General features: G+C 40.3%; 22 protein-coding genes. 11 read left to right on the forward strand and 11 right to left on the reverse strand.

The window, feature by feature from the left end; genetic code table 11:
* Window positions 1–2: 2 nt before the first annotated feature.
* From ssb to Q0H92_RS03720, 10 genes are all read right to left on the reverse strand, one after another.
* Window positions 3–473: a single-stranded DNA-binding protein gene (gene ssb / locus Q0H92_RS03675; protein WP_296012096.1), complete on the reverse strand. Its 471-nt coding sequence runs from the start codon at window positions 471–473 to the stop codon at window positions 3–5.
* Between the two features lie 29 nt (window positions 474–502).
* Window positions 503–739 carry a hypothetical protein gene (locus tag Q0H92_RS03680; RefSeq protein WP_296012098.1) on the reverse strand — a complete coding sequence of 79 codons (237 nt, stop codon included), beginning with the start codon at window positions 737–739 and terminating at the stop codon, window positions 503–505.
* Window positions 736–1,929: a hypothetical protein gene (locus Q0H92_RS03685; RefSeq protein ID WP_296012100.1), complete on the reverse strand. Its 1,194-nt coding sequence runs from the start codon at window positions 1,927–1,929 to the stop codon at window positions 736–738. Before Q0H92_RS03685 ends, Q0H92_RS03680 begins: the two co-directional genes overlap by 4 nt.
* Window positions 1,926–2,162, reverse strand: a complete 237-nt coding sequence (locus tag Q0H92_RS03690) for a hypothetical protein (RefSeq protein WP_296012102.1) — start codon at window positions 2,160–2,162, stop codon at window positions 1,926–1,928. The genes Q0H92_RS03685 and Q0H92_RS03690 overlap by 4 nt, the downstream gene beginning before the upstream one ends.
* Window positions 2,159–2,350, reverse strand: coding sequence for a hypothetical protein (locus tag Q0H92_RS03695; protein ID WP_296012104.1), 192 nt, complete (start codon window positions 2,348–2,350; stop codon window positions 2,159–2,161). The genes Q0H92_RS03690 and Q0H92_RS03695 overlap by 4 nt, the downstream gene beginning before the upstream one ends.
* Complete coding sequence (locus Q0H92_RS03700) at window positions 2,351–2,566, reverse strand: hypothetical protein (protein ID WP_296012106.1); 216 nt, start codon at window positions 2,564–2,566, stop codon at window positions 2,351–2,353.
* A gap of 155 nt (window positions 2,567–2,721) precedes the next feature.
* The gene (locus tag Q0H92_RS03705) at window positions 2,722–2,913 is read right to left on the reverse strand and encodes a hypothetical protein (protein WP_296012107.1); all 192 of its coding nucleotides are present in this window, start codon (window positions 2,911–2,913) and stop codon (window positions 2,722–2,724) included.
* A 142-nt stretch (window positions 2,914–3,055) separates the two neighbouring features.
* Window positions 3,056–3,229, reverse strand: coding sequence for a hypothetical protein (locus tag Q0H92_RS03710; RefSeq protein WP_296012108.1), 174 nt, complete (start codon window positions 3,227–3,229; stop codon window positions 3,056–3,058).
* A 111-nt stretch (window positions 3,230–3,340) separates the two neighbouring features.
* A complete protein-coding gene (locus Q0H92_RS03715; RefSeq protein ID WP_296012111.1) occupies window positions 3,341–4,477 on the reverse strand; it encodes a ParB/Srx family N-terminal domain-containing protein in 1,137 nt (378 codons plus the stop codon).
* A 43-nt stretch (window positions 4,478–4,520) separates the two neighbouring features.
* A complete protein-coding gene (locus Q0H92_RS03720; protein ID WP_296012114.1) occupies window positions 4,521–5,294 on the reverse strand; it encodes an AAA family ATPase in 774 nt (257 codons plus the stop codon).
* A 343-nt stretch (window positions 5,295–5,637) separates the two neighbouring features.
* Here Q0H92_RS03720 and Q0H92_RS03725 point away from each other — a divergent pair, with 343 nt between their 5' ends.
* From Q0H92_RS03725 to Q0H92_RS03755, 7 genes are all read left to right on the forward strand, one after another.
* Window positions 5,638–7,884 carry a CHAT domain-containing protein gene (locus tag Q0H92_RS03725; RefSeq protein WP_296012117.1) on the forward strand — a complete coding sequence of 749 codons (2,247 nt, stop codon included), beginning with the start codon at window positions 5,638–5,640 and terminating at the stop codon, window positions 7,882–7,884.
* Between the two features lie 117 nt (window positions 7,885–8,001).
* Window positions 8,002–8,424, forward strand: a complete 423-nt coding sequence (locus Q0H92_RS03730) for a hypothetical protein (RefSeq protein ID WP_296012119.1) — start codon at window positions 8,002–8,004, stop codon at window positions 8,422–8,424.
* A 78-nt stretch (window positions 8,425–8,502) separates the two neighbouring features.
* On the forward strand, window positions 8,503–9,561 hold the full coding sequence (locus tag Q0H92_RS03735) for a hypothetical protein (protein WP_296012121.1): 1,059 nt from the start codon (window positions 8,503–8,505) through the stop codon (window positions 9,559–9,561).
* A gap of 86 nt (window positions 9,562–9,647) precedes the next feature.
* Window positions 9,648–10,787 (forward strand): ankyrin repeat domain-containing protein, encoded by a 1,140-nt coding sequence (locus Q0H92_RS03740; RefSeq protein ID WP_296012123.1) that lies wholly within the window; start codon window positions 9,648–9,650, stop codon window positions 10,785–10,787.
* A 321-nt stretch (window positions 10,788–11,108) separates the two neighbouring features.
* Window positions 11,109–11,405: a hypothetical protein gene (locus Q0H92_RS03745; RefSeq protein ID WP_296012126.1), complete on the forward strand. Its 297-nt coding sequence runs from the start codon at window positions 11,109–11,111 to the stop codon at window positions 11,403–11,405.
* Window positions 11,402–12,412, forward strand: a complete 1,011-nt coding sequence (locus Q0H92_RS03750; RefSeq protein WP_296012129.1) for a hypothetical protein — start codon at window positions 11,402–11,404, stop codon at window positions 12,410–12,412. Before Q0H92_RS03745 ends, Q0H92_RS03750 begins: the two co-directional genes overlap by 4 nt.
* A gap of 25 nt (window positions 12,413–12,437) precedes the next feature.
* Window positions 12,438–13,157: an SH3 domain-containing protein gene (locus tag Q0H92_RS03755; RefSeq protein WP_296012131.1), complete on the forward strand. Its 720-nt coding sequence runs from the start codon at window positions 12,438–12,440 to the stop codon at window positions 13,155–13,157.
* 107 nt (window positions 13,158–13,264) lie between these two features.
* Here Q0H92_RS03755 and Q0H92_RS03760 read toward each other — a convergent pair whose 3' ends face one another.
* A complete protein-coding gene (locus tag Q0H92_RS03760; RefSeq protein ID WP_296012133.1) occupies window positions 13,265–14,770 on the reverse strand; it encodes a glycine hydroxymethyltransferase in 1,506 nt (501 codons plus the stop codon).
* A 645-nt stretch (window positions 14,771–15,415) separates the two neighbouring features.
* Between Q0H92_RS03760 and Q0H92_RS03765 the strand changes: the two genes are divergently transcribed.
* From Q0H92_RS03765 to Q0H92_RS03780, 4 genes are all read left to right on the forward strand, one after another.
* Entirely contained in the window at window positions 15,416–15,583 is a 168-nt protein-coding gene (locus tag Q0H92_RS03765) for a hypothetical protein (protein WP_296012135.1), read from the forward strand.
* Entirely contained in the window at window positions 15,552–16,298 is a 747-nt protein-coding gene (locus tag Q0H92_RS03770) for a formylglycine-generating enzyme family protein (protein WP_296012137.1), read from the forward strand. The genes Q0H92_RS03765 and Q0H92_RS03770 overlap by 32 nt, the downstream gene beginning before the upstream one ends.
* 349 nt (window positions 16,299–16,647) lie before the next feature.
* Window positions 16,648–19,386 (forward strand): valine--tRNA ligase, encoded by a 2,739-nt coding sequence (locus Q0H92_RS03775; protein WP_296012138.1) that lies wholly within the window; start codon window positions 16,648–16,650, stop codon window positions 19,384–19,386.
* A 58-nt stretch (window positions 19,387–19,444) separates the two neighbouring features.
* Window positions 19,445–20,047 carry a hypothetical protein gene (locus tag Q0H92_RS03780; RefSeq protein ID WP_296012530.1) on the forward strand — a complete coding sequence of 201 codons (603 nt, stop codon included), beginning with the start codon at window positions 19,445–19,447 and terminating at the stop codon, window positions 20,045–20,047.
* Window positions 20,048–20,095 lie beyond the last annotated feature (48 nt).

A 20,095-nucleotide genomic window follows, 5' to 3' on the forward strand; every position in this document is an offset into this window, starting at 1 on the left:
TTTCAGACAAGCTCCTCTGTGTCAGAATAGATGTCTGAATCAAAGTCCGGATCATCCTCATAAATCATGGTTTCCTCATTCTGTGTTTCCACTTGTGGAGCTGCGTCGTTTTCGGAAGCCGGAACATTGCTCTTTTCCGCCGAATCTTTCGTGTCGAAAATAAGCTGGATGTTCCTTACGCCGATTGCTGTCGCGCTTTTCTTCACTCCGTCCTTTTCCCATCTGTCCTGCTTCAGGTAGCCGTCAATAATAACCTTTCTGCCTTTTGTAAGATAAGGAAGAACTTTTTCTGCATAGGAGTTGTATACGGAAAGCGGAAAGAAATTTCCGACCTGCACAAATTCGCCTTTCTCATCCTTGTAGCTTCTGTTTGTCGCTATGCTGAAAGTCGCGATTTTCATGCCGTCTGGCAAGGTCTTCATCTCCGCATCCCGGACTACGCGTCCGAAAAGTTTCACATCGTTAAGCTCCATTTTTTGCTCCTCGACCGACACGTGTCGGTCTATCTGATATTGTTTCTAATTCGCATCGCAATGCCGAACACTGCCGCGCAGACTAGTATTGCCCAAAGCGCTATTCTTACAGTCCATACAATTTTGTATTGCAGGCTCTGGCTTTTGAAATTTTCCATGAACCGCATTATCCGCTGAAGGACTGCAAGATTTTCGTTTCCTTCGTCTGGATTCTTGTTCTCAAAGAAGCTCAGAAAGTCATCCAGCCGTTTTTTCTTTTTTCTCATGCCTCTATTCCGTATTTCCTGTATATCTCGCTCATCTCCGTTTTCAGTTGCTCGCGAGTGTCCTTGTCTGCAAGCCTTGCGAATCCGAGAGATATTTTCCGTCTGATGAAATTCTCCTCGTCTATTTTGAAAAGCCTTTTCTTTTCTGCTGGAAGATTCCAGATTCTACGCGCGATTCCAAGTTTCTCCTCGTCGTTCGCGCTTGTCATGTCAAAGCCGCATTCAGGGCAGCTTGCGTAGATGTTGACTTTCTCTTTTCCGCAGACCGGACAGACGCAGAAATATTTTTCATTTTCAGCCGCTTTTTCTGAAAGTTCTGTCTGACAGTTCCTGAATTCCTGGAGAATGTCATTCTGGAAGAAAAGCCTGTATGCAAGCCCTCTAGGATTCGCAGGCTTCTTTTCCGCGACACGCTTTCTGATGAACTCAAGATAGTTTTCCGCTGATTCTGTTTTTATTTTGTTTTGCAAAAAGAATGCTGCTGCTTTTTCCGGGAAGCTCTCGTCAAATGCGTTCTTTCCGAAAACTTTTTCTGAGGCAGCCTTTAAATCAGCAGCAGAATTTCTGAATTCATTTTTTAAAGAATCAGTAACTGGATAATCACTGGTAAGAGAATCGTTTAAAGCATAGGAACTGGAGTTCCCTTGCGCATAGGTATTTCCGTTCCTTTCCGCAAAGGTAGCGTAGTTCCTATGCGGAATTTCAGGAGGCTTTTCTGATTCCGCATAGGTCGTTTTTGTCCCTTGCGGATTTTCTTTTGTCGCAAAGGTAGTGGAATTCCTTTGCGGAATTTTTCCGTTTCTGTCAGAATCTTCTTTTTTTGATTCTTGCCGTTCAGCAGCCTTTGTGTTCAGAAGCGTATCGTAAGCTTCCGTTGTCCTGTAGTACGAGCGTTTTCCGCCCTGTGTTATGACGGTTTCTCTCTGCATGAGTCCTTTTTCCACGAACGCATCGAATCTGCGCCGTATACCTTTTTCTGATGTGATTCCGATTACCGGCAGGTCTTCCATTATCTTGGAGATTTTTACCCAGCCGAAAATTTTCGCATTGTCGGTGGAATCCTTGAAAATGCGCTTCTCCATTTTTCCGATGAAGAAATTCGCGAACCAGTCGAGAATCAGTGCGTCCGTTACATCAAGTCCGTATTCGAGAAGTTTTTCCTGAGAGTATGCGAAGACAGAGAACCTCATGCCTTTTCCTCCTTCTGGAGATTCCTGCCATGCTCACGGAGAATCCCCTTGAGTTTTTCCTGCATCAGAATGAATTTTCCGTCCGGAATGTCCCTGTCGATAAACGGAAGAAAAATTGATGTTATTCTTGCGGCGAAGTCATCGTCGGTGGGCTTCTGCGCATGGACAGTTTCCGTGCGGTTTGAGAGAGTCTCGATGTATCCTTTCTGCTGGAGTGTAGATATGTAGTTCATGGCTGCTCGCTGTATTGCTCATATTCAGCAAGTTCAAGAATCTTGTCGCAGTTGTTTTCAATGCGTTCAAAGCAGTATCCGGTGTCATAGTTGAAGTTTCCGGCGCATGAATTCGGGATTGATTTGCAGAAACTCTTCAGACTTATTATCCATTTCATAAAGCTGAGAAACATTTTTTCGTTTGTCATTTAATAACCTCCTGATTCAAACATTCTCTTTATCTCTTTTTCAGCAAATTCAGAATTTTCCAGGAAATCTGACGGATTCATTCCTGTTTCATAAACTTTTTTGCCAAAAAATATTTCTAACGGATTGAAACATTCAGTTTTTGAGTTTGCTGGATTAAGTTTCAAAGGATTGAATTTCAAAAATATTCTGCTGTTTTCATCTTTTTCATTCTGCATTCTCTCGATTTCCTCCAGGTCTAATCCGTTATTGTTTATTGATTATTTCTGAAATGAGGTTTTGATGTATAATACGACCGCAATAACTGTAATTATGATTGAAACAATCAGCTTGATTGTTTCAAGAAGCATTTTTTTTCTCTTCTTTTTCCTCTTCATTTCTTGTTCTCCTCAAACAGGTTAAGCTGTTTTTCCTTTTGCATTGCCTCTCTTATTGCGATGATGTCGTCAACGGTTTTCTCAAGTTCCTTTGACTTTTTAAGGGATTTCTGTGAGCGTGTCCGAAAATAGTTTTTCTGTGCCGTCCTCATTTCTGCGACAATATCTGCAAACTGTCCTGCTGTCATTTTTTATTGGCCTCTCTTGTCTTATCTCTTTTGCGGCATTTTTCCAGATAGAATTCTGTCATCTCATATCTTTCTTTCGCCTCAATAATTAGAACTTGATAAATTGCAATTAGAATTTCCTTTATGAAATTGACAGCTCTAATCATTTGTTCTCTCCCTCTGAAAACTCTATCCGCTCTTTGATTTTTTCTTCATATTTTGGAAATGAAGTCATGTCAAATGAACCAAAACTAAAGCTTTTTCTCTTCCGTTTTTCTATAATCTGAATTTCAGTTATTTTTGTTGTTTTTACTATGCCAATCAAAATCCATAACATACTTCTTCTCTCCTTGCTAATTTAGTTTTCTTATCTCATATTCTGAAGCACGGATTACGATTGCTATGAGGAAAAGACCAAGTAAAATAGAACTGAAGGAAGTTGCCATACTTACTCATCTCCTTCAAAGACATCATAAAAATCAGAAATATCCGAGTCATTATTTTTTGAATCAGAATGTTCTTCTTCTTGATTCTGCTCATCGTCCAGATTGAAAGCTCTGTAGATTCTTGCCGCAGAGAAATCATCGAAATGGCTGTCGTTGCGGATTTCCTCGGCAGATTTTCCGCTCTCAATTTCAGACAGAATGAAGTCGTAGATTTCATAAGCAAGGTCGCTGCCCTTTTTCAGCCCGGCTTCGTAAGCGGCTTTGCGCTCCCTTGTCCGCTCGGAATCCTGTTCAGGAGAAAGTCTGTATGACGGACGCTCGATTCCGTCCGAATGGTTGAAGTTCAGTCCGGCAGGCGTTCCCTCGTTTGTGGAGAGAGATTCTGAAATGTCGTCGTCGGAAGATTTCTTCTTTGACGCTTTGCGTGATTTTCTCTCAGCCTTGATTTCCTTGCAGATGTCCTTTACTGTTGCTTCGCCTGATTCAATCCTGTCCAGCTGCTCATCGGTCGCCTCTTCGTCAACGGTTTCCTGCTCGACGATTTCGTTGTAAATCTGATTCGGGGAAGCCTCTCCGCTCTCGATTCTTTCAATCTGCTCGCCGCTCGCCATGCTGTTCACTTTGTTCGCGCGCTCGACTGTTTTTTCAGACACTCCAAGTTCTTTTCCTATAGCCTCGTTCTTGTTTCCCTCGATGCTCTGGATATAGTCGCTTCCCATAAGCTCCTGGATATTTTTCAGAAGGTCGATTCCGCTAAGGTTTCTTCTGTCGGTCTGCAGGTGGAGCGCATAGCGGTGTGCCTCGTCGAAAGTCGCGAATGTATGCTTGAAGTACGGAATCATGGTTATTCCGGCCATTTTGCAGGCGGTGACTCTTGTGTATCCGTCTATCAGATAGTTGTGCTCAGTTCCGCCATCGTCTTTTGTTACCCAGATATGGACAGGCTGGCTTGAGTCGAATTTGTTCTTCTCCATGTCTGATGCAATCCGGTCAAGAAGAGCCTTGTCTATCGAGAACAGGTTCTTGAATTTCTCATGCTCCTCGATTTTCTCGATGAGAATATTTTCAGACAGTTTAAGTCCGTTGTTCGCGAACGGAAGATTTTTTCCTGCGGTTATTATGTTAAGCGTCTTTGCCATAGTTTTTATTACACTCCTTGTAGGAAGAGCCGGCACGTGCCGGTCAGAATATTTCTGCTTCAGCGCTGTTCTCTGCGAGCATATTCACAAGCTTGTTGATTTCCACAGCGAGTCTTCTTGTGCCGACAATCCTGCTTTTCGTGCTGACTTTCTCGTTTGTCTGAACATACTTGTCAGCGGCGGAAGTCTGCGGAATGTGGACATCGAGGATGTTCTGGAATTCGCTCTCGAACACTTCCACGAACTGGGACTGCGTTGATGTCGGAAAAACAGACATTCTTTCCTGCCAGTGAGAGTAAAGCAGAAACCATTTTCCGGCCTGCTGAGGACAGTCGTCGTAGATTTGGCGCTGGAGAAATTTTGTTGTCGTAAGATTGAAGGATGTGAATTCTAGCGGAGTGAGGATTATGTCGGCTGCAATCAGCGCGTTTATGACGATGTTGTCATAATTCGGAGCGGTGTCAATCACGACATAGTCATAGCCGTTGTCCCGGAGAGTTTTCTGAAGCTCGTTATAGCCGATTCCCCTTAGTTTATGTATGTTCAGGTGGCTGGGAATGATGTCGATGTTCTCGACTCGTGATTGAACAGCGTAGTTCTTTATGCTGTTGTGGCTGAGGCTTTCAAAGACATTGCATCGCTCGATAGTCTCCGTGATGTTCTCGATTCCTGCCGTGAAGTACATTGTGCCGGAGTTGTTCGGGTCGAGGTCGAAGTAAAGAACCTTGAATCCTCTTGCGGCGAGGTTTGTCGCCGTCAGAATTGAGTCGGTTGTCTTTCCGACTCCGCCTTTCATGCTTGAGTACGTGATTACCATATTATTTCCTTCCGAAAGACTCTTTCAAAAGGCTAGCCGTTTCTGCCCGCCCAAGACGTTTTTTAGCCGCCCTTATGAAAGAGAAAATATTCAGGCCTTTTAAGCCTTCATAGGCAAATGCCTAAGCCCAAGCCCCGGGAATCGAACCCGGAAATCCCTAATAGGATGAGATGGGCAAAAAAAAACAAGAAAACAACCTGAATCTGCCTGAAAGAGGGTGTCTTCTTGTTCAAAATTGAGAAAAAAGATATAGAAGCAAGCAGATTCCAAGATAAAGCCGCGCCTCACATGGAAATGCCGCTTAAATATCTTGTTTCAACTTGATATTACAATCTACCATTATATGGATAACGATGAAATTGCAATTTTTTATAATAAAAAAGCACTTGAAATTTACAAAAACGAACTTGGTGAAAATTCTTTATCTACAGCAAACTGTCTGAATAATTTAAGTCTTTGCTATAAAAGTATAAATGACTATGTAAATTCAATAGATTGCATTCTTGAATCGTTAGAAATAAAAAAGAATTTGCTTGGTGATAATAATTATGACATATCACTAGCTTATTATAATTTTGCAAGTTTGCTTGGTTATTTGGATTCACAAAGTGCTATCTATTATTTTAAAAAGGCTTGCGATATTTGGAAAAAATCTCAACGTTATTATAATATACTTAATGCTTTAAAAAGTATTATTTTTTATAAAGAAATTCAAGATTTAGATGATTTACCAGAATCTACAAAAAGGGATTTAGGTGATTTGTTAGAAGCTACAAAAAAAGAATTGGATAATTTGAAGAAACAAAATGGAATAACAGAAAAATTTGATAAAAAAGATTTTTTAAGGCAAACAATTTGTTTCACCACCGAAACTGCAGAACGTGCATCTCTTGATTTAACTTCCTTAAAATCTGATATTCTTCCCGTTTATTATTATGGTGTGGGCTTTGAAGCAGAAAATGGAGATTTTGAAAAAGCGTTTGAATATTCAGAAAGTTTACGAAGCCGCAGTTTTCTTGACCAAGTTGGAAAAGAGCGTGTGCTTTCTCTTAATGGCATTACAGATTCAGAAAAAAATCAAATAAATGAATATATAACTCAAATTTCAATTGCAAGAAAAGAAATTGAAGAAGAAGGGAACAAATCAATATTGGAACGTAATAACAAAAAGCTTTCTGATGCAGAGAACAATTTGTCAAATGCTGAAAAACAGCTAGCAAAACTTGATTCAGAAATTGGAAAAAGAATACCAGCTTATTCGGCTCTCAGAAATCCGCAAGTTGTAAAGGCTAAAGATGCTAAAAAATGGTGTGGTAAAGATAAAGCTATTGTTGAATATGTTATTTGGAATCCAAAAATTTTAGATGAAGTTGGATATAAAAATGACATGAGATTTGCTGAACGTGTAAAATTCGGTTCTTATTGTATTGTCATCACAAATAAAAAAATTACAGTAGTTCCTCTTGATGTGAATTACGATTATGCAGCCGCGGTTTCAAAGTTGAGAGACGGAATAATTCCAAAGAGAATTTCTCCTCAGCCTGAAACTGTTTTTGAAGATGTTCGTAATGAACTTTACGAAAAACTAATAGAGCCAGTTCTTCCTTATGTAAAAGGTAAAAACAATCTTGTTGTTGTTCCGGACGGAAGCCTTGCATTTTTACCATTTGACGTTCTTAGAAAAAATGAGAATTCAAAAATGCTTTGTGAGCAGTTTGCACTTTCATTGTCGCCGTCTGTTTCTGTAAGCATGGTTTCTAAGAGTTCAAAATCTAATGGAAATAAAGTGCTGGCTTTTGGCGGAGCTTGGTATGATTCAAGCCTTTCTTTTGATGAACACAGGCGGACTTTTTCTTTGGAAGATAAAGACAGTGGCAGTAAGCGAGGTTTTCAGTCTTTTGAAACTGAAATGCTTATTGAAAATCAGCAGCAGAAAGAAGCAATTATTCAAGACATAAAACTTAATGGACCTTTCAATTATTTTGAGAAGAAAAACTTGCATTGGAAAGATTTGCCTGGAACGTTGACAGAACTGAATCGCCTTCAAAAAATATTTAGAAGCAAAGATTTTTTTGAGTTTGTTCAAGAAAATGCTTCGGAAAATAAATTAAAGGAACTTTCAAAAAATGACGAGCTTAAAAATTTCTCAATTTTGCATTTTGCTTGCCACGGATATTTTGACAGGCAGATTTCTGATATGTCCAGCATTTTATTTTCAGAAGTGAGCGGCAAACTTTCTGCTTCTTCATCAAACGATGGATATTTGACAATCCCGGAAGTTTCAACCTTAAATTTAAATGCTGATATTGTGTGTCTTTCTGCCTGCGAAACTGGGCTTGGCGAAGTGAAATTTGGCGACGGAATGACAGGACTTTCCCGCGCATTTATGGTTGCTGGTGCAAGACACGTCGGTGTAACTTTGTGGAGTGTTGATGACGAGGCGACTTCGGAATTTATGTCAAAAATGTACAAAAAGATTTCCGGCGGAAAAACTTACGAGCAGGCTTACCGTCAGACTAAAGCAGAGTTTATGAAAAGTGAAGATTTTTCACATCCATATTATTGGGCGGCTTTTGCTTTATATGAATGATATTGTGCTAGAAATAAACCGATATTTCTAAATAAGCGATTTTATAGAAATTGTTTATGTTATATGAGGCTTGGATAATCAAATTTATTGAAACTAACATTTTGCACGGAGGTAAATATGGCAAACGGTATTTTTGATCCAAAAAATGGAAAGGTAATTTTTGTATGTATAAACAAATCATACGAAAAATTGAGCAAAGGCGTAAAAGTTGCAGAAAGGGCATCTCGCTGGGACTGTGTTCGCAAATATTGGCCGATTGATGACGTAAAAAAGGCGAACGAGGCGGATTTTATTTTGGGTGTTTGTCACAAAGAAATTGTAGTGGTATGTAAAATGGACGACAGAGGCTGGAGAAAAATTTCAGAGGATAGCCAGTTAAGAAATGGTTTTAAGAATGACGCTGAAATAATTGAATGTCCTAGTTTGCTTTCCCGATATGCATTTTCTGGTGAAATTATTGATGATTCTCCATATCTAGGAATGGAAATTCCAAGTGAATGCGGATTTAACCAGTCAAGAATAGTAACTTACAATTACTGATTTGTAAAATATTTTATTTATTAAAAAACTGATTTTATATTTATATTTTAAACTCATAGAAACAGGAGATGATTGGCAATGGGCGGAAGTTATATTGAAGACTGGAATTTGTTGGTGGCTCAGCATTCACAATTCTATAATCAGCCTGAATGTAAAATTCAAGTGCTTTGGGAAACTTATTTTTCTGAAATATTTGGTTTCAGTAAGCTGTCTAATGAAATTGATTCGCAGCGGAAACTTCACATTGGCTCTACAGACAGGGAAATTCCCGACATCATTTTGAAAAATGGCACCAAGGATTTATTTATTGTGGAACTAAAGCAGTATTCACTTTTAAAAAATGATGACTTTGAAAAACAGCTTTTAAACTACATGAGCCACACAGACCTTAGACTTTCAATCGGTATTCTTGTCTGCGAAAAACTTTATCTGTATTTCTACAATCATTCTGACAACAAAAATGATTGCCTTGAAATTCCTTTTGAAAACGACAATGAACTTGGAATAAAATTCATGGAACTTTTCAATAAAAACAATTTTGATGTAGAGAAGGCAAGAGATTTCATTCAGTCTGAAAGCAAAAACAAAAACGATGCTTCCAAAATAAAAAAAGAAATTTCAGCGGAACTTGTAAAGCAGCTTTTAATACAGCATTTCTCAAAAGATTATGATAAAGATGTTGTAGAATCCGCATTGAAAGATTTTTCATTCATTTGCTCCGAAAGAAAAAATGTAAATTCTGGAACGCCTGTTGCAACTCAGAATTTTTCTGCTCCATTTACTTCAAGTGGAAAAAACAATGCCCAGTTCACGGTGAATGGAATTCCTACTGGAGGAAAATGTCCTACTGTTCGCTATGTAATTGAATCTTATGTAAAAAATAATCCTGATATAAATTTTGCTCAATTACAAAATGCTTTTCCTGACGCAGCCGCAAAACCTGGATTTGGAAAAGTTGTAAGACGCCTTGAAGATGTAAAGGAAAATGAATGGGGTGGACACAGATTTAGCAAACATCCAATAATTTTGTCCGATGGCCAGCAAGTTGCTGTGAGCACACAATGGGAACCTCAAAATATTAAAAACTTTATAAGAGCAGCAACTGAACTTGGATTTGACATTTCTTCCGATTCATAGTTTTTAAAAGTCCCCCGTTTTGCGACTTTTTTAGTTTGACTTGCCGTACAATTTGTCAAAACTTAAAAGAAAAGAGAGATTATTTTATGTTTGAAAATTTGGAAGAATCGGACGGAAAAAAAGTGCCTATTGTCTTTGAGGATGTCAAGGTCTACGTTGAAGAGCTTGGCAAAACCTATGAATATTTTATGACAGATGACATAAATGTTCTTTGCAGAAAACTCAACTCGCTTGGTTACCGCAATGTAAGGGAATCTGACTGGCGGCTGAATTCTCATCTTGCAAAATCTGTGCGGAACAAAATGGTTGAGCTTGGCTGCCGATTTTCAATGACATTTTCCCATGATTCAAATATCTTGAATTTCTGGGCAAAGAATTCAACGCGTCCTTATTTTGTTAAACTTGATGAGCTTCTTCCTCTTGATTCTGTGCTAAAAAAGCAAATGAGTCGCATAAAAGAAAGTATTACTGGAACTGAAAATTTGAAGAATCTTGCAGAGCAGAATTCATGGACTCCGTTTATGATTGCAGTGATGATGAATTCTCAAGAGTCCGTAAAAGAATATATTGCTGAAGGATTCGATGTAAACTGTTCTGACAAAGACGGCATAACTCCACTTATGATTGCGGTATCCAACAGAAACAAAGAGATGGTGGAGCTTCTTATAAAAAACGGCGTGGATGTAAATTACTGCACGAACCGTGGCATTTCTGCTCTTATCCTTGCAACCATGAATAACAAAGATGATTGCTATACTGATATAATAAAAATTCTTCGGAATGCGGGCGCGCGGACTGACAATATCTGTCTGAACTCAAAAACTCCGGAAGCAAAGCTTACTTTCAATCAGACTTTGGAGTATTTTATTTCGCAGTTTACTTTGAACGGCCGCGGAAAACCAAGTCTCATCTACAAGAACACAAGCATTGGAGGCGAGGGTGGAATCGACAAGCGTGCATTCTCAAAAATCAGAAGCCAAAAAAATCCAAACTATCATCCCAAAAAGAACACTGTTTTTCTCCTTGCGCTCGGAATGAATCTTACTGTTGAGCAGACCGAGCAGCTTCTATTCAGCGCAGGCTACGCTTTTGACGAAAAAAACAAATTCGACATGACAATCAAGGATTTTATTCAAAAACGGAATTTCAGAATCGAAGAAATTGAAAACGCTTTGTTTAAAGCAACCGGAAAATACCTCGGACAAAAAGAAGACTCAGAAAAATAACGGAAAAAAGACGCATAATACAGGGCAAGCGCATTATAAATAATTTAAGTAAAGTTTGCGCGAAGGAACGGTTTCTGGGGCAAAAACACTCTGATTGTTGCGACCGCATGAGCGGACAATTCTATAGTTACTTTGCAACAATCAGCGTGTAGCGCATTATTGCGCGATTTTGAACCAGGAAACCGTGTCTGAAAGGCAATTTTATGCTGAATACATTTATAATGCGTTTGCCCTGGCACATAATAAATATAAAATTGCAATTTTCCTTGAATGCAATTATAATTTAATTGATTTGTAATTTTGAAATTATGCGAGGTTTGTATGCCGTTAAAGCTTATAGGAATTTTATTTTTAGTTGTGCTTGTAGCTCTTCTTACAGGATTCAATCTTTCTAACAAGTGCTCGATCTGGTTTTTTCATAGCTTTGAAGATATTCCGGTTTTTGCAGCTCTGCTTTCCGCTTTTTTGGCTGGCGTTGTAATTACGCTTCCGTTCACATTTGGAAAAAAACGAAAAACAGATTCGCTGCCTGAAACAAAAAAGAAAGAAAAAAAATCCAAGCAGAATATTCAGAGTGAAGAAACACCTTTGCAGCAACCGCAGGAAAATGCTGAATGAAAAAATTATTGCTTGCATTTTGCGCTTGTGTTGCTTCCGTTTCAGTTTTTGCGCAGAATAAAAAATCCGCGGAAATCATAAAAAAGGAAGCCTTAAAGCAGGAAAACGTCCTTGATTCAATTGACTATTTAAAGCGCAACCTTGACTTTGCCGATACTGCCGCGGACACTCGTTCTCTTCTATATTATACTGGAACTTTGCAGGAGCAGCTCGGGCTTTATACCGACGCCGGAAATTCCTATGCAAAGGCGGCTGGCATTGCGGCGCACGACGCTTCAAATATGCCAAAAGTTACTTCTGAGCAACTTGTGCTGAATGCGGTTAGGGCAAATCTTTGCGCTGGCAACTGGGAAACAGCCGACTCTTACTTGAACAGCGCGGTAAGAAATTCCAAGAATGAAACAGTTTCAGCCACAGTCAAACTTTATTCTGTTTGGAGCGAACTTTGCAAGGCATCTTCTGTTCCCGGCGCAGATATTTCCGATTCCGTGGAGCTTTTAAAGGCTTACAGTTCAATGCAGTCCATGAAAAGCGTAAAGGCGCAGGTTCTTTTTACTTTATGGCATTTGACATCTGCAAGAATATATGCGGAAGAATTGAACCGTGAATTTCCTTTAAGCCCGGAAGCTTCTGTTGCAAATGGAAAAAGCCAGATAATGCGCGTTCCGTTCTGGTACTTTGTGCCGAAAGAAAATTCCGCTTCAGCTTCACACAACCGCTACACTGAAAATTCAGAATCACAAAAAAAAGAAACTTCCGTTCAGTCTGAAATTTCTTTATCGCAAAAACATCCCGGAAAAAAACAGCAGCTTGGGCTTTTTAAGAAAAAAGAAAATGCCGATGACTGCATAAGAAATGCAAAACAAAAAGGCTTCGATGCATACTGCTACACAGAAACTCGCTCCAGCGGAACAACATATTTCATAGTCGCCGTGGACGAAAACGCCAGCATGACAATGGGGCAAAAACTAAAAAACGCCGGCATAGACTGTTATACGATTGAATAAAAGTTGCCACACGGATTGGAAAAGCATGAAAAAAATCATTAATTTCATATTGGTATTTTTATTGTTCTCGAAAATATTTGCGTATGAAGTTAACGATTTTTCAGATTGCGAATGGTTTGACAATATATCTGTAGAATATATCATTAATTATCAGAAGCCGATTTTTGATAAATACGATATTGTAAGTTTCAGTTTTCCTAAGAAAAATAATTCGTCTGATTATAAAGACTGGGGATATTACAGCATTTCCGGAATAGGAGGAGTTGGAGCTATTTATTCAGTAGAAAAAAAGGATGATAATAAGTTCGTTTTCGAATATGGCTATTTTCCTTCTTCAGATAATCAAAATGAGAAACCTGTAAAAATGTCTGAACCTAATATATGTACAGTTTATGTTCAAAATGAAAATACTTTAATTCTTGTAAATCCTCCGCTTGGCATATACAGAAAAACTTTGTATAGAAAAAATTTGGGCAAGAATCCAAATGTAAAAATGGAAGACGGCGTTGTAAACGATTTAAATGTAAGAATTAGACTTGAACCAAATACAAAAGGACTTGTTTTAGGCAAATTGCAAACTGGAACTAATGTAAAAATAATAAAGCAATCAGAACCATATATAGCTGATGGAAAAAATAATTGTTGGTATCAAATACAACTGGATGGCTATCCTGTATGCTGGATATTTGGAGAGTATATATCCAAGAGAGAAGATTATTTCAAGAATTTCGGAGTAGTAGAATAATATCATATAATGAAAGAAGTTTTGATATTGAAGGAAAGCAAAGAAAGGCAAATAAAAAAAGCCGCCAAGCGTTTTAGTTCTTAGCGGCAATTTTGAAATATATTGGCTTAAAGTCCTTTTACAAATTCTTTTTTAAGGAAATCAAGGTCAAGTTCTGGATAAAGAACGTGCTTTGAAAGAAGCTCCTGAACTTCTTTTTCTGCCTTTGCCTGAACTGATTCATCAAGCTCTATTTTTCCCTTTGCAGGCTTTCCGTCTTTTGTAAGTCCTGGCTTTGTTCCCTTTAGGACAAGGTCAATAATTTCCGCGACTTTCTTCATGTCGTTTTCATTCATGCCCAAAGTTGTAAGCCCCGGAGTTCCAATGCGGATTCCAGAAGTCCACCAGGCTCCGTTCTTGTCATAAGGAAGAGCGTTTGCGTTTGCTGTAACACCGCATTTGAACAGTGCCGCCTCCGCCTGTTTTCCTGTAAGACCGTAAGTTGTAACGTCAACGAGCATAAGGTGATTGTCTGTTCCGCCGGTCTGAAGTTTCATTCCTTTTTCAATGCAGGCAGCAGCAAGAGCCTGGGCGTTCTTTACAACATTCTGCGCATAAGCCTGATATGCAGGAGTTTTCGCCTCTTTGAAAGCAACAGCTTTTGCCGCGACAATGTGGTTCAGAGGTCCGCCTAGAACCATAGGGCAGCCTTTGTTCACATAGTCTGTGAACTCTTTCTTGCATAGAATGAGCGCGCCGCGTGGTCCGCGTAAAGTCTTGTGTGTTGTAGTCGTAACAACATCAGCCCATTTTACAGGGTCGTAGTCGCCTGTGAAAACTTTTCCTGCAACAAGACCTGCAAAGTGCGCCATGTCCACCATAAGAACTGCGCCGCATTTGTCAGCAATCTCGCGGAATCTCTTAAAGTTGATTTTTCTTGGATATGCGCTGAATCCTGTAAGAAGAATAAGAGGCTTTACTTCCATCGCCTGTTTTTCTATTGCATCGTAGTCCAGAAGCCCGGTTTCCTTGTCAACTCCGTAAGGATGGCTTTCAAACATACGGGCGGAAACATTCATTTTGTATCCGTGAGTAAGGTGTCCGCCGCATGAATAGTCAAGCCCCATAAGACGCTGGTTGCCGAATCTTTTGCGCAGAATGTCGAACTGCTCGGCATTAAGCTCCGCAAGAGACTTTACGCCCATTTCCTCAAGAGTTGGAGTTTCAACAGTCTTTGAAAGAATTGCCCAGTAAGCAACAAGGTTCGCGTCGCATCCGGCATGAGGCTGAACATAAGCGTAGTCTGCTCCAAAAAGCTCGGCGGCTTCTTTTGCGGCAGTTTTTTCTACTGAATCGATGTTTTCGCATCCGCCGTAGTAACGGTGCTCCGGAAACCCTTCCGCGTATTTGTCTGTAAGAAGGTTTCCCATTGCGGCCTGAACATTGAGCGAGCAGTAGTTTTCACTTGCCACAAGCTTTAAATGCCGACGCTGGGTTTCAAGCTCCTTTACAATGTCTTCTGCAATTTCCGGGGCTACATCAGAGACAAGCTGAAGATTCGCAACATAGGAAGTCATGGCAGGATTCAGTTTTCCGCCGCATTCCTTTACATAGTTTTCAAGTGGAGTAGGCATTGGACTCACCTCGCTTTATAAATTTAAACTTGAAGTATTTTAGTTGAATCTCGCTCTTTCCGCAAGTAAGCTGAATTTTTGAAGCACAGGCAAGGTTTCTAGGCTTTAGCACAAGGCGCACCAGTCTGCACCGTTACGCTTTATATGTAATGAACAAGGTATGTATGGATTATGAAATTAAGCTGATTTTTATGTGGAATTAACTTAAAAACAAAACAAAATTAAGTTAAAATTAAAGTGAAATTAAGTTAAAATTAAAACAAAATCAACTTAAAATTAAAGTGAAATTAAATTAAAAACAAAGCAGAATTAAGTTGATTTTAGAATGAAATTAAGTTGATTTTGCACTAGTATTAACTTAAAAATTGTCTCAAAAATTGTCTGTTTTTAACTTTATTTTAAGGACGCTAAAGCAGTAAGCACGGTCTTCACAAGGTGGTGGATGGACTGTAGGAAAGCTTGGTATTAGAACATTATTGCTGATAGAAAGAGCTGCCTTGCTAATTTTTAATTGTAAAAGACAGCTCTTTTTTTTAACTCGACATTCGACCTATAAAACTTTTGTTAAAACGCAAGCAGATTGTTTTTCTTGACACCATAAAATTTGTATGGTAGCTTTAAAAAATTATACGGGGGTGGTAAAAAATGAAAACCTTAAAAAAATGTTTTAGCGTGGCTGGCGACCGTAAAAGCAGGCTGTCTTTTGCGACTTTTGTTATCTGCGGAATTATACTGCTTGCTGTTCCCTTGCAGATTTCATGCTCTGACTCAGGAGACGACAGTGGAGATTCAATTGTTGAGGGGGGGGGCTGACAGAAACAATTCCGATGACTCTGTCAAAACTGCCTTGGAAGAGGGCGTTACGTCTGCAAATGTTGACAAGCTGATGATTGCTGTTCCGGGGAAGAATTTTTCTATTCTTGCAACAGAAGTTACACAGGAGCTTTACAAGTCAGTTATGGGAGAAAATCCGAGCTCATTCAAAGGAGAAAAAAATCTTCCTGTGGAAACTGTGAGCTGGTATGACGCAGTTTATTTTTGCAACAAATTAAGTAAGATTTGCGGTTTGACTCCAGTCTATGATGTTGATGGCGAAACTGATGTAGAAAAATGGAGCTATGTTCCTAATAAGGGAAATGAAATAACAAAAACTGTAAGCCAAAATGAAAATGCCAACGGCTACCGCCTGCCAACAGTAGCTGAATGGCAGTGGGCTGCAAAGGGAGGGCAGGAATTCACGTACAGCGGCAGCGGCAACCTTGACGAAGTAGGCTGGTATAACGGCAACAGCGAGGAAAAAACACATCCTGTAGCACAGAAAGATCCTAACGGCTACGGTCTTTACGACATGAGCGGCAATGTTTGGGAATGGTGCTGGGATTCCGACAGCGGCGACGGACGCTATGACTGCGGCGGCTGGCTCAACTACGCCGGGCTCTGCGGGGTGGTGGGCTACGAGATCTGGGATCTCGCCGGCTACAGGAGCGGCCGCCTGGGCTTCCGCATTGTCCGTAGTACAGGCAAGTAATAGCGAGCTGCGGCTGTGCAGTGCCAGCACAATGAGGCGTTAAGCCGAATGGAGCAGGCTCGCAACAGATGCAGCGAGCAGGTACTGTTGTAAAAAAAAAGATAGATTCCCGCATCGAGTGCGGAAATGACATACAAACAAGCACGGGAATGACAAATTAGCAAGAGTGTGAATGTCATATAAGCAAGTGCGGGAATGACATATGGGGAAGCGCAGAGTGGAATCATAGAACTTGTTAGATATACCTTGAATGTCTCATCTTTATCTTTTCATTGCAAACATCAAAAAAAAATATTATAATTTTGCTTTATAAAAAAAAGCACAGGTCTGTGTGTTGATAGAGGTTACGATGAAAGCTATTGAACTTGAAAAATCATACAATCCAAAAGATTTTGAAGATAGAATTTATGCTGAATGGGTTCAGACAGGATGCTTTAAGCCTGCGTCCGACAAGGATTCTCCGGTGCATGAATGTTACTTGAACAAGTCTAAAAAATCAGCGGTTTCAAAGTATACAGTCGTAATTCCTCCGCCAAACGTTACAGGCGTTCTTCACATGGGGCATGGACTGAACAACACGCTTCAGGATATTGTTGTGCGCTATCACAGAATGAAAGGCGACGACACTCTTTGGATTCCTGGAACTGACCACGCCGGAATTGCCACGCAGAATGTTGTTGAAAAACAGCTTAAAAAAGAAGGAAAGACCCGCAATGACCTTGGACGTGAAAAATTCCTTGAGCGCACTTGGCAGGTAAAAGAAGACCATCACAACACAATTGTTAAACAGCAGCGCAAGCTCGGAAATTCCGTTGACTGGAATCGTGAGCGTTTTACAATGGACGAAGGTCTTTCTAAGGCTGTGCGCAATGTTTTTGTTACTCTCTATGAGCGCGGACTTATCTATAAAGGACATTATCTTGTAAACTGGTGTCCTCGCTGCGGAACGGCTCTTGCCGATGATGAAGTTGAGCACACAGACACAGATGGCTTCATGTATCACATTTACTATGAGTTTGAGGACGGCTCTGGAAAAATTGAAATCGCCACAACCCGCCCAGAAACTTTGCTTGGCGATACTGCGGTTGCCGTAAATCCAGAAGATGAGCGTTACAAGTCTGTCGTCGGAAAAAAACTTAAGCTTCCGCTTACTGACCGTGTAATAAATTTGATTGCAGATTCTTACGTTGACAAGGAATTTGGAACTGGAATGGTAAAAATCACTCCGGCGCACGATCCTAACGACTGGGAAGTTGGAAAAAGAAACAATCTTGAAGTTATAAACATTTTAAATCCGGACGGAACATTAAACAATAACTGTCCGGAAAAATACCGCGGTTTAAAATGCCCTGAAGCACGTAAGCTTATTATAGAAGATTTAAAGGAACTTGGACTTTACAAGGGCGAGGAAAAAATCAAGCATTCAGTTGGCCATTGCTACAGATGTTCAACTGTTGTAGAGCCGTATTTGAGCGACCAGTGGTTTGTAAAAATGAAGCCGCTTGCAGATAAAGCTCTTGCCGCTTGGAAGAACGAGGAATTTGTTTTTTATCCGCGCAAATGGGAAAACACATTCTCTCACTGGATGGAAAATATCCGCGACTGGTGCATAAGCCGTCAGCTTTGGTGGGGACACAGAATTCCTGTATGGTACTGCGACTGCGGACAGACAATTGTAAGCCGCGCTGATCCTGAAAAATGCCCTAAATGCGGCGCAGATGCTTCTCATCTAAAGCAGGATCCTGATGTTCTTGACACTTGGTTCTCTTCTTGGCTTTGGCCGTTCAGCACTCTTGGCTGGCCTGAAAAAACTTCCGACCTTGAGCATTTCTACCCGACTACGGCTCTTGTTACAGCCTACGATATTATTTTCTTCTGGGTAAGCCGCATGATTATGGCAGGCCTTGAATTCACAGGAAAATCTCCGTTCCATGATATTTATATTCACGGACTTGTTCGTGACAAGCAGGGCAGAAAGATGTCCAAGTCGCTTGGAAACGGAATTGACCCGCTTGAAATTATCGACCTTTACGGCGCGGACGCTCTTAAATTTACTTTGAGTTATATGTGCGCGCAGGGTCAGGATGTTCTTGTAGACAAGGATTCATTCAAGATGGGAAGCCGCTTCTGCAACAAGGTATGGAACGCAAGTCGCTATATTCTTGGAAATCTTGAAGGCAGGACTCTTATTCCTGTTGCTGATTCAGACCTTAATGAGCTTGACAAGTGGATTTATACTTGCCTTGACAACGCCGTAAAAAATGCAAGGGCTGCTTTTGAAGGCTACCGTTACAACGACGGTGCTTCTGCAATCTATGAATATTTCTGGAACGATTTCTGCGACTGGTATGTTGAAGCCACAAAGCTTTCGTTTAAGAATGGAGATGACCACGAAAAAGACCGCGCGGTTTCTGTTCTGCTGAATGTTCTTGAAGAAAGCCTTCGTTTGCTTCATCCGTACATTCCTTTTGTTACAGAAGAAATTTATTCAAAATTGCCTTTGTCTCAGATTGTGGAAAACCGCAAGAAAGCCGGCGAGCAGAAAATTCTTCCTTCCGATGAATACACAGGACTTCTTGTTACAGCTCCGTATCCAGAGGAAAAAGCAAGCCGTGTGAACAAAGAAATTACAGAGCGATTTGAAACTTTAAAGGAGCTTATAAGGACTTTGCGCGGACTTCGTGTTGAATGCGGAATCGATCCTGCAAGCAAACTTCACATTGCCGTAAAAATTTCCAAAGGCTCAAGCGCGGAAGTAATAAAAGAAAAGACAGACATGGTTTGCCTTTTGGCTGGAATCAGCAAGGTTGACTTTGTGGAATCAAATCCTGAAAAATCAATTGGAGCTGTCGGTACTGGATTCGAAGCGTTCCTTTTGGTTGATGAAAGCGTGAATAAAGAGCAGCTAAGGCAGAAGTTTACACGCGACATTGAATATGAAACAGAAAATGTCCGCAGAAGCACAAACAAGCTGAACGGAAAATTTGCCGAGCACGCTCCAGCCGAAGTTGTTCAGGAAGAAAGAAACCGCATGGAAGAAGCTCAGCGCCGCATAGAAAAGCTTAATTTGTACTTGAAGAATTTGTAGCCGGAACTTTTTCAAAAGATTTGCCTTCAGGAGGATTCTTATGAAAAGAAAATACGAAATGGCGGTGGAAAAGCCCCAGCAGATGGACAACGAGCATATGCTTCAGCTTAAGAACATCTATCTTGCGCCTTATATGCAGATTGCCACAGCTTTGATTGGCAAGGCAAGGTTCGCAGGAGGAAATATGTTCCGCCATCAGCTTGATACAATGAGCATTCTCATTGACTACGGCTACATCGACAATATCCTTTTGAAGGCGAGCTGCGTGCATGATACAATAGAAGACATTCCGGGATTTGATGAAAATCTTATCCGCAATGCTGATTCTGACGGCCCTGAAGTTCTTGAGCTTGTAAAGGAAGTTACAAAACGTCCGGGGCAGCTAAAGAGCGAATATTTAAAGTCGATTATAGACAACGGAAGCCAGCGCGCAAAAATCTTAAAATGCGCCGACAGAATTTCCAACATGATAAGCCTTGGCTTTGTAACGAGCAATGAATTTATTGAACGCTATTGCGATGAAACTGAATATTTTATTCTTCCGATTGCCGTTGAAGTTGACTTCAATATGTATCAGGAACTTATAAGCCTTGTTGTAAGCCGCCGCGAGCATCTTGAAAAGTCCGGCTATTTTGACAGGAAAGAAGAAAAGGATGAGTAGTCCTTTTGTTTGCGCTCTCCAAATTCTTATGCTACAATTCTTCAAATA

Origin of the sequence: uncultured Treponema sp., from assembly GCF_934725225.1 — a bacterium.
Classification (GTDB): domain Bacteria; phylum Spirochaetota; class Spirochaetia; order Treponematales; family Treponemataceae; genus Treponema_D.